Raw genomic sequence first — 12,872 nt, 5'->3', positions numbered from 1 at the left:
GGCGGCCGTGTTTTTTGTTCCCTGGGGCATGCGCCCGCGGGACTCGCCTCGCGCTGCGCCGGGGCAATATACACGGCGTAACACCAGAATCCGTGACACCCGGCCGGCCTCGGCCGGCCGCCGCGCTCAGCGCTTCCTGAAGATTTCTCGCGCGGCCTCGACGGTGGCCGCGATGTCTTCGTCGGTGTGCGCGGCGCTGACGAAGCCGGCTTCGTAGAGCGCCGGCGCGATGTACACGCCGCGGTCCAGCAGGCCGTGGAACAGCGCGTTGAACTGCGCGTTGTCGGTGGTCATCACGGTGGCGTAGTTCTGCGGCAGGTCCTTCATCAGGAAGAAGCCGAACATGCCGCCTTCGCTGTCCGCGTTGAAGGGCTGGCCTTCGGCGGCGGCCGCGGCCTTCAGGCCGTCGACCAGCGAGCGCGTCTTGCGGCCCAACGCCTCGTAGAAGCCGGGCTTGGCAATTTCCTTCAGCGTGGCCAGGCCGCAGGCCGTGGCCACCGGGTTGCCCGACAGCGTACCGGCTTGGTAGACCGGGCCCAGCGGCGCGAGCTGTTCCATGATGGCGCGCGGGCCGCCGAAGGCCGCCAGCGGCATGCCGCCGCCGATGACCTTGCCCAGCACCGTCAGGTCGGGCTTGACGCCCAGCACGCCCTGCGCGCCGTGCAGGCCCACGCGAAAGCCGGTCATCACTTCGTCGAACACCAGCAGCGCGCCGTGCTGCGTGCACAGCTCGCGGCAACGCTTCGCGAACTCGGGCGTGGCGCGCACGAAGTTCATGTTGCCTGCAATGGCCTCGATCATCAGGCAGGCGATGTCGTTGCCGTGCAGCGCGAAGGCCTCTTCGAGCTGCTGCAGGTTGTTGTACTCGAGCACGATCGTGTGCTGCACCACCTCGGGCGGCACGCCGGCCGAGGTCGGGTTGCCGAAGGTGGCGAGGCCGGAGCCGGCCTTCACCAGCAGTGCGTCGGCATGGCCGTGGTAGCAGCCTTCGAACTTGACGATGCTCTTGCGACCGGTGGCGCCGCGCGCCAGGCGCAGCGCGCTCATGGCGGCCTCGGTGCCCGAGCTCACGAGGCGCACCATTTCCATCGACGGCACCAGCGCGAGGATGGCCTCGGCCAGCTCGATCTCGCGCTCGGTCGGCGCGCCGTAAGAGAAGCCCTCGAGCACGGCCTTCTGCACCGCCTCGACCACCGCGGGGTGGCCGTGGCCCAGGATCATCGGGCCCCAGGAGCCGATGTAGTCGATGTAGCGCTTGTCGTTGGCGTCCCAGAAGTAGGCGCCCTGCGCGCGCTGGATGAAGCGGGGCGTGCCGCCCACGGCCTTGAAGGCGCGCACGGGCGAGTTCACGCCCCCGGGGATCACGGCGCGGGCGCGCTCGAAAAGAATGTCGTTGCGGTCGGTCATCGGGATCAGTGTCGGGTGTCGTGGGGTGGGAGGGCGAAATCGGGTTCGGCGTCGGGCTCGTCGTCGTCTTCTTCGTCCTCGGGCTCGGCCCAGAACAGGCGGTCGGGCAGCACATGGCCCATGCCGGGACGGAAGCCCGCGTCGAGGCAGCGGTCCATGTAGGCCAGCGCTTCGGAGGTGGCGGCCACCAGGTCGGTGCCGCTGGCCAGCAGCGCGGCCAGCGCGGCCGACAGGGTGTCGCCGGCGCCGGCGAAGACGGCCTCGAGCCGCTCGTACTTCTCGTTGGCGAGCACCGACTGCGGCGACGCCAGCACGTTGTCGATGAACTGCTCGGGCAGCACCATGCCGGTCACCAGCGTGTAGGGCACGCCGAACTCGCCGGCGGCCTTGGCGATGTCGCGCGCACCGGGCGGGCGGTCGCCGCTCCAGTCGGGCAGCAGCCAGCGCCACAGGGTGCTGTGGTTTCCGACCAACACGGTCGTCTGGGGCAAAACCAGCTCCCGGAACGCGTCCAGGTAGGGCTCGATCAGGTTCTCGTCCCACCACGACAGGTTGGGCATGTAGGCCACCACGGGCACCTCGGGATAGTCGGCCGCGGTCTCGGCGATGGTGCTCAGCGCCTCGGGGGTGCCGGCGAAACCTACCTTGATGAGCTGCACTTCCACGTCCTCCAGGATGGCGCGCGCCTGCTCGGCGATGGCCTCCTCGTCGAAGGGGAAGTGGTCGAAAATCTCGGCCGTGTCCCGGGCGTAGGCACCCGTCACCACGGGCAGGATGTGTGCGCCCACCGACGCCATGGCCAGGGCGTCGGCGCCCAGCCCGCCCGCACCGCTCGGGTCGCTGGCGTTGAACACCAGCACGCAGGGGGGATTCAGGTCGCGCTCGGACACCTCGTCGTCGTCTTGCGAGGGGTCGTTAAGATCGCCCGGGTTGCGGGCGTTCTCTGCTGGAAGTAAGTAGATGGTCATACGCCGGGCTGAATCCCCTGGATGGTGGCATAGGCGCGACGTTTACGGTCGGCCAGTGAGATACGCATAGATACACTCGTTGCATTTAATGAACAAGGACTTTAAGCTCCGATGAACACGAAAACTTGGATGTGCCTGATTTGTGGGTGGATCTATGACGAAGCGGTTGGTGTACCGGAAGACGGTATCGCGGCAGGCACGGCCTGGGCGGATGTTCCGATGAACTGGACCTGTCCTGAGTGCGGTGCGCGCAAGGAAGACTTCGAAATGGTTGAAATCTGAAAGCATGGCATAGATAGAGCTACGCGGTCTGCGTCGGTGTTCGGCGCGGCGGGCTTCCAAGTCTCATGAGCAGGAGCGTTTGCTATGGGCCCGAATGGATCCGGTTACAAGGTGCTGGTCATCGATGACAGCAACACCATCCGGCGCAGTGCCGAGATTTTTCTGAAGCAGGGCGGTCACGAGGTTCTTCTTGCGGAAGACGGCTTCGACGCGCTCTCCAAGGTCAACGACCACAAGCCGCACCTGATTTTCTGCGACATCCTCATGCCGCGGCTCGACGGCTACCAGACCTGCGCCATCATCAAGCGCAACGCCCATTTCTCCAACGTGCCGGTCGTCATGCTGTCTTCGAAAGACGGTGTATTCGACAAGGCGCGCGGCCGCATGGTCGGCTCCCAGGACTACCTGACCAAGCCCTTCACCAAAGACCAGCTGCTGCAGGCCGTGCAGCAGTTTGGCATCGTTCAACAGGAAGCGCAGTGATGCCCATTCGAAAAATCCTCGTCGTCGACGACTCCAAGACGGAACTGATGTTCCTGTCCGACCTGCTCCAGAAGAACGGTTTTGCCGTCAAGACCGCCGAGAACGCGGACGACGCCATGCGCCGCCTCGAGGAAGAGCACCCCGACCTGATCCTCATGGACGTGGTCATGCCCGGCCAGAACGGCTTCCAGCTCACGCGCGCCATCGCCCGCGACCCGAAGTACGCGGCCATCCCGATCATCCTGTGCACCAGCAAGAACCAGGAAACCGACCGCGTCTGGGGCATGCGCCAGGGCGCACGCGACTACATCGTGAAGCCGGTCAACGCGGCCGACCTGATGTCCAAGATCACCGCGCTGAACTGAGCGAGAGCCCTCTTAGTCCATGGCGAATCGCGACGCTCTGAGAGCCTTCCAGTCCCGGCTGGCGAGTCGCCTGCAGGCTGCCCGCACCACGGGCGTGGCCGCCACGTGGCTGGCGGTCGAGGCGGGCGAGGGCAAGTACCTCTTCCCGCTGGGACATGCCGGCGAAATCTTTCCCTGGACGCCGCCCCAGCCCGTGCCCTACACGGAGCCCTGGTTCCTCGGCGTGGCCAACCTGCGCGGCGGCCTGTACGGCGTGGTGCAGCTGTCGGCCTTCGCCGCCGGCGGCGCGCCGGCCCAGGCCACCACCGAGGCCGCGCGCATCCAGTCGCGGCTCGTTGCCTTCAACGAGCTGCTCGAAGTCAACTGCGCACTGCTGGTCGACCGGCTGGCGGGGTTGCGGGGCGCGGAGGCCTTCACGGCGTCCGAGGCTCCGGACGCGGACGCGCCGGCCTGGCACGGCCATCTGTACACCGACGCGGCCGGGGAGCGCTGGCAGGAAATCAACCTGCAGGCACTTTCGCAGCAGCCCCAGTTTTTGAGTATTGGTGCGTAGTGCCCCGGCACGCAGCACCCGAAACCACCTGAAGGACCGACCGTGAGCTCGATCGCCGACAAGTTCAAGAAATTACTGCCCGCCAGCAACGACAAGGCCCGCGTCGACGGCTCCGGTTCCACGTTATCGATCGACAACGTCGATACGGTCCAGGTGCCGGACGAAAAGACCGTGCGCCTCGCCAGCAAGAGCGCCTCCGCGCCCACCGACACCAGCTTCGGCGACCTCGACCTGCCGGGCGGCGGCGACGCCGCCAACGAGCCGGCCGCCGCGGTGATCGACACCGCGCCCGACACCTCGGGTGGCAGCGCCGGCGTGGGGGCCAACCCCGCCAAGCAGCAGCGCATCCTGGCCATCATGCTGGCCGTGGTCGTGCTGCTGCTGCTGCTGGTCGCCGGCTCCGCCATTCTTCGCGCGGAACGCCTCGCGCAGCAGGTGGCGGCCACCGGCCAGTCGCTGATGCAGTCGCAGCGCCTCGCCAAGTCGATCTCGCAGGCCCTCGTGGGCAGCGCCTCGGCGTTCGTCGAAGTGAAGGACAGCGCCGACGACCTCTCGCGTCGCGTGGCCGGCCTGACCAACGGCGACGACTCGCTGCGCCTGGAGCGCGTGGGCAACCAGTACGACGAGGAGATGAACAAGATCAATCCCCTGGTCACCCGTGCCGACACCAGCGCCAAGGCCGTGCTGGCCCAGCGCCAGATCCTGACGCAGGTGGGTGCCGCCTTGCGCGACATCAACCAGCAGTCGTCCACGCTGCTCGAAATGACGGAAACCGTCGCGTCGCTGAAGATGCAGCAGAACGCCACGCTTCCCGAGATTTCGGCCGCCGGCCAGCTCGTGATGCTCACGCAGCGCATCGGCAAGTCGACCAACGAGTTCTTCACGGTCGAGGGCGTGAACCCCGACGCCGTGTTCCTGCTGGGCAAGGACCTGAACACCTTCCAGGAAACCACCCGCGGCCTGCTCGACGGCAATGCGCAGCAGCGCTTCCCCGGCTCGCGCGACCCGCAAACCCGCGAACAGCTCGAAGCCATCCTGAAGACCTACGAGCAGATGCGCACGCAGGCCTCCGCCATTCTGGGCAACCTGCAGGGCCTGGTGGCCGCGCGCGAAGCGCAGGCGTCCATCCTGACCGACAGCGAACCCCTGCGCAAGGCGCTGGGCGACCTGCAGGACAAGCTCTCGGCCCGCACCGGCCTGGGCGCCGGCACCATCGTGCTGCTGTTCGTGCTGTCGCTGGCTGCCCTGGCACTGGCCGGCGCCATCGGTTTCGTGCAGGTGCGCGAAGGCCGCGAACGTGCTGCCATCGCCGAACGCGAACGTCTGTCGGCCGAGCAGGCTTCCGACGAAGCCGGCCGCGTGAACAACGCCAACCAGGCCGCCATTCTTCGCCTGATGAACGAACTGCAGACCGTGGCCGAAGGCGACCTGACGCAGGAAGCCACCGTGACCGAGGACATCACCGGCGCCATTGCCGACTCGGTGAACTACACGGTGGAAGAACTGCGGCTGCTGGTGGGCAACGTGCAGAACACGGCAACCCGCGTGGCGCAGACGACTTCGCAGGTGGAAAGCACTTCGACCGAACTGCTGGCCGCCTCGACCGAACAGCTGCGCGAAATTCGTGAAACCGGCCAGTCGGTGCTGACCATGGCCGAGCGAATCAACGGCGTGTCCTCGCAAGCGCAAGAGTCGGCCACGGTGGCGCGCCAGTCGCTGCAGGCCGCATCGTCGGGCCTGCAGGCCGTGCAGAACGCCATCGGCGGCATGAACTCCATCCGCGACCAGATCCAGGAAACCTCCAAGCGCATCAAGCGCCTGGGCGAGTCGTCGCAGGAGATCGGTGAAATCACCGAGCTGATCTCGGACATTACCGAACAGACCAACGTGCTGGCCCTGAACGCCGCCATTCAAGCGGCATCCGCTGGTGAAGCCGGCCGCGGCTTCTCGGTGGTGGCGGAAGAAGTTCAGCGACTGGCCGAACGCTCCGCAGACGCCACGCGCCAGATTTCGGCGCTGGTGAAGGCGATTCAGACCGACACGCAGGATGCGGTGGGCGCCATGGAGCGCTCCACGCAGGGTGTGGTCGAAGGGGCCAAGCTGTCCGACAACGCGGGTACCGCGCTGACCGAGATCGACCGCGTGTCGCGCCGACTTGCCGACCTGATCGAGCAGATTTCGCAGTCCGCCTCCCGCGAAGCCGATTCGGCCAACGTGGTGGCCGCGAACATCCAGCACATCTTCGCCGTGACCGAACAGACCGGCGAAGGCACGCGGACCACCGCGCAGCAGGTGCGCGAGCTGTCGCAGATGGCCGAGGAACTGCGCCGCTCCGTCGCCCGTTTCAAGATTGCCTGACCCCAGATAGATAAGAACGGCGAGCACCCAACGTGTCGATCCAAACCCCTGCCACGGCCCCTCTTGCCGGCACCCTGCCGGCCACCGAAGACCTCGGGCCGCTGGCCTGGGTGCTGGGAGAAATCCAGAAATCCCTCGACGGTGTGGGCAAGTCGTTGCGGCGCTTCGTGCGCGACGTGGGCGCCGCCGCCGAGCCCGAGAGCGGCCCGCTGCAAATGGCCCGCCTGCAACTGCACCAGGCCGTCGGCGCGCTGCAGATGGTGGGGCACCCGTCGCCCGCGCTGGTGCTGGGCGCCATCGAGTTCGCGGTGCAGGGCTTCATCGCCGAGCCGCAGCGCTGCACCGACGCCGCCGTGCTCAAGATCGAGCGCGCCGGCTTCGCCGTGACCGACTTCCTCAACACGCTGCTGGCCGGCAAGGCCGTTTCGTCGGTGGCGCTGTTCCCGCAATACCGCTACGTGCTGGAGCTGGTGGGCAACGAACGCGTGCACCCCGCCGACCTGTGGAGCACCGCGTGGCGCTGGGTCGAGGTGAAGCCGCCGCTCACGCAGGCCGCCATTGCCTACGACCCGAGCGTGCGCTCGCGGCTCGACCGCGAGGTGCTGCAGGTGGTCAAGTCCGGCGACACGCAGGCCGCGCGCCGGCTGCAGGCACTGTGCCTGGGGCTCGGACGCGGTGCGCTGCTGCCCCGCGTGGCCAGCTTCTGGACCCTGGCCGCCGGCTTCTTCGAAGCCCTGGCCGCCGGCCTGGTGCTGCCCGATGCCTATGTGAAGCGCGCCGCTTCGCGCGTGCTGCTGCAGTACGCCACGCTCGCGCGCGGCGACAGCGTGGTGTCCGACCGCCTGGGCCAGGACCTGCTGTTCTTCTGCGCGCAGGCCGTGCCCACCGACGGCGACGACACCGCCACGCTGCGCACCGTGCGCAGCGCCTGGGGCATCGCCGGCGAACCGCACGTCGACTACAACGCGGAGCAGTTCGGCCGCTTCGATCCGCTGGTGCTGCAACAGGCCCGCAAGCGCATCGAGACCGCCAAGGAAATGTGGTCGGCGCTTTCGGGCGGCGACATCACCCGCACGCGCCAGGTGGCAGACACCTTCGCGCAGCTCGGCGAGTCGCTGCACAAGCTGCATCCGCCCAGCCTTCCCATGGTGCAGGCGCTGACCCATGCGGTCGAGGCGTCGCTGCGCTCGGGCCAGGCACCGGGCACCGAACTGGCGATGGAAGTTGCCACCTCGGTGCTGTATCTGGAAGCCGCGCTCGAAGACCTCGACCCGAGCGACCCGCAACTCACCTCGCGCACGCTGCAACTGGCCGGGCGCATCGAACGCGTGCGCGACGGTGGCCATTCGGAGCCGCTCGAGCCGTGGATGGAAGACCTCTACCGCCGCGTGAGCGACCGCCAGACCATGGGCACCGTGGTCGACGAGCTGCGCAGCCACCTGAGCGAGCTCGAGAAATCGCTCGACCAGTATTTCCGCCGGCCGGCCGAAAAGGGCCTGTTGCGCACCGTGCCCACGCAGCTCATGCAGATGCGCGGCGTGTTTTCCGTGCTCGGCCTGGAGCAGGCCGCGCACACCGTGCAGCGCATGCGCGACGACGTCGAGGCGATGCTCGTGAGCACCTCGCCGGCCGAGGAAATGGCCGGCTTCGACGCGCTGGGCAACAACCTGGGCGCGCTCGGCTTCCTGATCGACATGCTGGGCTACCAGCCCGCGCTGGCCAAGCGCCTGTTCGTGTTCGACGATGAAGCCGGGGAGCTCAAGCCGCTGATGGGCCGCCAGGCCACCGACAGCACGTCCGAAGACGCTGCCTCCAGCCAGCCGCCGGCGGTGCAATCGGTGCTCAGCATCGAGGAAGTCGACGCGCAGATCGCCTCCAAGCTCGCCGCCCTGGCCACGCCCAACCGCAAGGCCAAGGTGTCTCCCATCGAGGAGTTCAGCAACAAGGCCGACAGCTGGACGAACAAGATCTCCGGCCCCTCCGCACTGCCGGACACCGAGGTCACCGAGCTCGAAGAAGACGACCTGCAGAACATCTTCCTGGACGAGGCCCGCGAAGTGGTCGAGGCCGGCCTGGCCGCCATCGCCGAGCTGGCCAGCTACCCGGACGACACCGAAGAGCTCACCATCCTGCGCCGCGCGTTCCACACGCTCAAGGGCAGCTCGCGCATGGTCGGTCTCACCGACTTCGGCGATGCTGCCTGGTCGCTCGAGCAGGTGCTCAACACCTGGCTGGCCGACCAGCGCGCGGCCACGCCGGAGTTGCTGTCGGGCACCGAGAGAACGCTGAAGGACTTCAGCCAGTGGGTCGAAGCCATTGCCTCGGGCCAGGCCCACGGCTGGCAGGCCTCGCAGTTCAGCCGCGTGGCGAATGCGCTGCTGGCCGGCGAGCCCGTGCCCCCGCCGGTGTTCGTGGCCGACGCGGAGGCCCTGGCGGTCGCCGCGCGCCACATCGCCGCGGAAACGCCGGTGCCGGCACCTGCGCCGGTCGCATCTCCGGCGCCTGCCGCACCCGTGGCGTCGTTGCCGCCGCTGGCCTCCGTGCCCAACCTGCCGGAGCTGCCTGACCTGTCGCTCGCCGACGAAGCGCCCGCGCATGCGCCGGTCGCACCCGTTGCCACGGCAGCCCCCGAAGGCTTCGAGACCATTACCTGGGACGAGCCGCCGCGTGCCGCCACGCCCGCCGCCCTCGAGGCCGACGACGATTTCGCCTCGACCGACTTCCTGGACTTCGATGCGAAGCAGACCACCGAGCCCGCACCGCTGCTCAACCTGCCGAGCGGCGACGAGTTCGATTTCCTGGCGCCTTCCAGGAAACCTGCACAGGCTGAACCCCAGCCCGAACCTGTTGTCGTCGAGCATGCTGCCGCGCCGGAGCCCGAGCTTGTTCTCGAGCCTGAACCCGTTGCAGCGCCGGTCGAACCTGCGCCGGAAGTCATCGAAGCGACCACCCCGAGCGAGACGGCATTGCCCGACTTCGACTGGGAGCCCGAGCCGCTGAAGACTGCCGAGCCCGAAGCTGTTGAAGCCGTCGAGGCAGCGCAAGCGCCGGTCGAAGCGCCGGTAGCCGAATTCGAACCAGGGCAACAGCCTGAGCCGGTCGCGACGCCCGAGGAGCCTGCGCTCGCGCTGGCCTCCGAATCCGCACCCGAAGCCGCGCAAGAACCCGAGGCAGAGCCGGCGCCCGAGCCCGCGGCCGCCGAGGTGATCGCGCCCATCTTCGAAGCGCCGTCGCTGCCCGAAGAAGCGCCGATCCTCGTTGTCGAGGACGTGCCGGAAGCCGCTGAAGCAGTCGAAGCGCCCGAACCGGTGGCTGAGGCCGAGGTCGAACCCGCGCCTGCCCCAGAAGCCGAACCAGAACCCCAGCCCGAACCCGTCGCACAGGTCGAAGCTCCTCAGGCCATCGAAGAAATCGCCGCCAGCGCCGAAGACCAGGTCAAGGTCATCGGCCCGCTGCGCATCGGCATCGCGCTCTACAACGTCTACCTCAACGAGGCCGACGAGTGGTCGCGCCAGCTGGCCACCGATGTGGGCGAATGGTCGCTGGAGTCGCACGAGCGCCTGCCCGACTCGACCATCGCGCTGGCCCATTCGCTGGCCGGCAGTTCCGCCACCGTGGGCTTCCACAGCCTGTCGGGAATGGCCCGCCTGCTCGAAGCCGCGCTGCAGCATCTGCAGATGCAGGGCAGTGGCACGCGCGAGCAAGGCCTGGTGCTGGTTGCCGCGGCCGACGAGCTGCGCCGCCTGCTGCACCAGTTCGCGGTCGGCTTCCTGCGCGACCCGGCCGAAGGCACGCTGCAGGCGCTGCGCGACATCGCCGCCTCGCCGATGCCCACCGAGCTGGCCATGCGCGCCGAAGCCCGGGCGCTGCCGCAAGTGGTGGTGCACGAGAGCATCGCCGACGTGGCGCTGGACGATTCCGAGGACGCCATCGACCTGGCCGACGCGGTCGACGTCGACCTGTTCCCGATCTTCGAGGAAGAGGCCGCCGACCTGCTGCCGCAACTGGGCGAGGCGCTGCGGCAGTGGGCGCACCACCCCGACGACAGCGCGCCGCGCGCGTCGGTGCTGCGCACCCTGCACACGCTCAAGGGCAGTGCGCGCCTGGCCGGGGCCATGCGCCTGGGCGAACGCGCGCACCGCATGGAGTCCGAGATCGAGACCCTGGGGTCCCAGGGCGCGGAGCGGGCCGACATCGAGAAGCTGCTCGTGCGCCTCGACGCACTGCAAGCCACCTTCGACGCCCTGCGCGCGGCGGACGACGCCACGCAGGTCGAGCTGGCGCAGATCGTGGCCTCGGCCACGGCCTCCGCACCGGTGGCGCACTTGGTGCAGGTGGCGACCGACGCGCCTGCGAACGACGAGTCGGCCGCGCCGGCTTCCGGCGATGCCGAAGAAGCTGAGGCGACCGAACAGGCCGCTGGCCTCGATGTCTCGGGCGCCCCAGCACCCGCCAGGCTGCAGCCGCGCCCGGCACCCGCTCTGCTCACGCCGCTGCGCACCGCGACCGGCCAGGCCGTGCGCATCCGCACCCAGCTGCTCGACCGCCTGGTCGCGCAGACCGGCGAGGTCATCATCACGCGCTCGCGCCTGGAGGCCGAGCTGGGCCAGCTGCGTGGCTCGCTCGCCGACCTCACGGGCAACCTGGACCGCTTGCGCCAGCAGCTGCGCGACATCGAAGTGCAGGCCGAAAGCCAGATGCAGTCGCGCCTGGCGCAAGCCAAGGACTCGCAGCAGAGCTTCGACCCGCTGGAGTTCGACCGCTTCACCCGCGTGCAGGAACTCACCCGCATGATGGCCGAGTCGGTCAACGACGTGGCCACCGTGCAGCGCACCCTGCAGAAGACCGTGCAGGCCACGGAAGACGACCTGAGCGTGCAGGCACGCCAGACGCGTGAACTGCAGCGCGGCCTGCTGCGCACGCGCATGGTGGAGTTCGAAGGCATTTCCGACCGCCTGTACCGCGTGGTGCGCCAGGCCTCGAAGGACACCGGCAAGCAGGTGCGCCTGGACATCGTCGGCGGCTCCATCGAGATGGACCGCGGCGTGCTGGACCGCATGACGCCCGCCTTCGAGCACCTGCTGCGCAACTGCGTGGCCCACGGCATCGAGGACGCCGCGGCGCGCGAAAAGGTCGGCAAGGACGCCAGCGGCCTGATCGTCATCGACCTGCACCATGAAGGCAACGACGTGTCGGTGAGCTTCCGCGACGACGGCGCCGGGCTGGACCACAAGCGCATCGCCGAGCGTGCCCGCACGCTGGGCCTGCTGGGCCACGACGAACAACTGTCGCCCGAAGACGCCACCGAGCTGATCTTCAAGCCCGGGTTCTCGACCGCCGGCCAAGTGTCGGAACTGGCCGGTCGCGGCATCGGCATGGACGTGGTGCGCTCGCAGATCGCGGCCATCGGCGGACGCATCGAAACGCACAGCACGGCCGGGCAGGGCACCACCTTCAAGCTGGTGCTGCCGCTGACCACCGCCGTGACGCACGTGGTGATGCTGCGCGCCGGCGAGGTGTCGATCGGCGTGCCGTCCAACCTGGTGGAACTGGTGCAGCGCGTGAGCGCCGCCGACCTCGAGGCGGCGTACAGGAGCAACAGCCATCCCTTCGGCAGCGAGCAGGTGCCGTTCTACTGGGCCGGCGCGCTGCTGCAGCACTCCACGCGCAGCGAACAGGTGGCCAGCAGGACCAACACGCTGGTCGTCGTGCGAAGCGCCGCGCAGCGCGTGGCCCTGCACGTGGACGAAGTGCTGGGCAACCAGGAAGTCGTGGTGAAGAACCTCGGCCCGCAGCTCGCGCGGCTGCCCGGCCTGGCCGGCATCTCGGTGCTGGCCTCGGGCGCGGTGGCGCTGATCTACAACCCGGTGGCGCTGGCCGCGATCCATGGCGACCTGGCGCGCGAGCGCCAGGCCGCCGCGCTGGTCGCGCCGGCGCATGCCTCGGCCGACGGCGAGGCCGGCGCACCCCAGGCGCCGGTCACGCTGGCGCCCGTGGTGCCGCAGGTGCCGCTGGTGCTGGTGGTGGACGACTCCATCACCGTGCGCCGCGTCACGCAGCGCCTGCTGCAGCGTGAAGGCTATCGCGTGTCGCTCGCGGCCGACGGCCTGCAGGCGCTCGAGCGCCTGCAGCAGGAGCGCCCGGCGGTGGTGCTGTCGGACATCGAGATGCCGCGCATGGACGGCTTCGACCTGGCCCGCAACATCCGCGCCGATGCGGCCCTGGCCGAGCTGCCGATCATCATGATCACCTCGCGCATCGCCGAAAAGCACCGCGACTACGCGCGCACGCTGGGCGTGAACCACTACCTGGGCAAGCCGTATTCGGAAGAAGAGCTGCTGCGCCTGGTGCGGGCCTACACGAGCGAGCCGGCGCTGGCCGCCGCGGCCTGACGCACGTTCGCGTGTTCATCAAGCAAAAGGGGCCGCGAGGCCCCTTTTGCTTTTTGGCGGCGCC

8 protein-coding genes are annotated in these 12,872 nt (G+C 68.7%); 6 read left to right on the top strand and 2 right to left on the bottom strand.

From position 1 onward, the window contains the following. Window positions 1-126 precede the first annotated feature (126 nt). Window positions 127-1,407, bottom strand: a complete 1,281-nt coding sequence (gene hemL, locus QTI51_RS18675) for a glutamate-1-semialdehyde 2,1-aminomutase (protein ID WP_286516009.1) — start codon at window positions 1,405-1,407, stop codon at window positions 127-129. A gap of 5 nt (window positions 1,408-1,412) precedes the next feature. Continuing rightward, complete coding sequence (gene thiD / locus QTI51_RS18670) at window positions 1,413-2,375, bottom strand: bifunctional hydroxymethylpyrimidine kinase/phosphomethylpyrimidine kinase (RefSeq protein WP_116909477.1); 963 nt, start codon at window positions 2,373-2,375, stop codon at window positions 1,413-1,415. Window positions 2,376-2,486: 111 nt separating this feature from the next. Here thiD and QTI51_RS18665 point away from each other — a divergent pair, with 111 nt between their 5' ends. From QTI51_RS18665 to QTI51_RS18640, 6 genes are all read left to right on the top strand, one after another. Then, entirely contained in the window at window positions 2,487-2,657 is a 171-nt protein-coding gene (locus tag QTI51_RS18665) for a rubredoxin (protein WP_007838397.1), read from the top strand. Between the two features lie 84 nt (window positions 2,658-2,741). Then, a complete protein-coding gene (locus QTI51_RS18660; protein ID WP_081271091.1) occupies window positions 2,742-3,140 on the top strand; it encodes a response regulator in 399 nt (132 codons plus the stop codon). Next, a complete protein-coding gene (locus QTI51_RS18655; RefSeq protein ID WP_116909476.1) occupies window positions 3,140-3,505 on the top strand; it encodes a response regulator in 366 nt (121 codons plus the stop codon). The genes QTI51_RS18660 and QTI51_RS18655 overlap by 1 nt, the downstream gene beginning before the upstream one ends. A 19-nt stretch (window positions 3,506-3,524) precedes the next feature. Beyond that, window positions 3,525-4,058 carry a chemotaxis protein CheW gene (locus QTI51_RS18650; RefSeq protein WP_116909475.1) on the top strand — a complete coding sequence of 178 codons (534 nt, stop codon included), beginning with the start codon at window positions 3,525-3,527 and terminating at the stop codon, window positions 4,056-4,058. 42 nt (window positions 4,059-4,100) lie between these two features. Beyond that, window positions 4,101-6,416 carry a methyl-accepting chemotaxis protein gene (locus tag QTI51_RS18645; protein WP_286516012.1) on the top strand — a complete coding sequence of 772 codons (2,316 nt, stop codon included), beginning with the start codon at window positions 4,101-4,103 and terminating at the stop codon, window positions 6,414-6,416. 32 nt (window positions 6,417-6,448) lie between these two features. Continuing rightward, entirely contained in the window at window positions 6,449-12,808 is a 6,360-nt protein-coding gene (locus QTI51_RS18640) for a hybrid sensor histidine kinase/response regulator (protein WP_116909473.1), read from the top strand. Window positions 12,809-12,872: the final 64 nt, after the last annotated feature.

Source organism: Variovorax sp. J22G73, assembly GCF_030317035.1.
In the GTDB taxonomy this organism is placed as follows: domain Bacteria; phylum Pseudomonadota; class Gammaproteobacteria; order Burkholderiales; family Burkholderiaceae_C; genus Variovorax.
This window is presented reverse-complemented; position numbering and strand designations above follow the sequence as displayed.

Excerpts from the sequence above, each read along its gene's own strand:
- hemL (WP_286516009.1), bottom strand. The coding sequence starts at position 1,407 with ATGACCGACCGCAACGACATTCTTTTCGAGCGCGCCCGCGCCGTGATC.
- thiD (WP_116909477.1), bottom strand. The coding sequence starts at position 2,375 with ATGACCATCTACTTACTTCCAGCAGAGAACGCCCGCAACCCGGGCGAT.
- QTI51_RS18665 (WP_007838397.1), top strand. The coding sequence starts at position 2,487 with ATGAACACGAAAACTTGGATGTGCCTGATTTGTGGGTGGATCTATGAC.
- QTI51_RS18660 (WP_081271091.1), top strand. The coding sequence starts at position 2,742 with ATGGGCCCGAATGGATCCGGTTACAAGGTGCTGGTCATCGATGACAGC.
- QTI51_RS18655 (WP_116909476.1), top strand. The coding sequence starts at position 3,140 with ATGCCCATTCGAAAAATCCTCGTCGTCGACGACTCCAAGACGGAACTG.
- QTI51_RS18650 (WP_116909475.1), top strand. The coding sequence starts at position 3,525 with ATGGCGAATCGCGACGCTCTGAGAGCCTTCCAGTCCCGGCTGGCGAGT.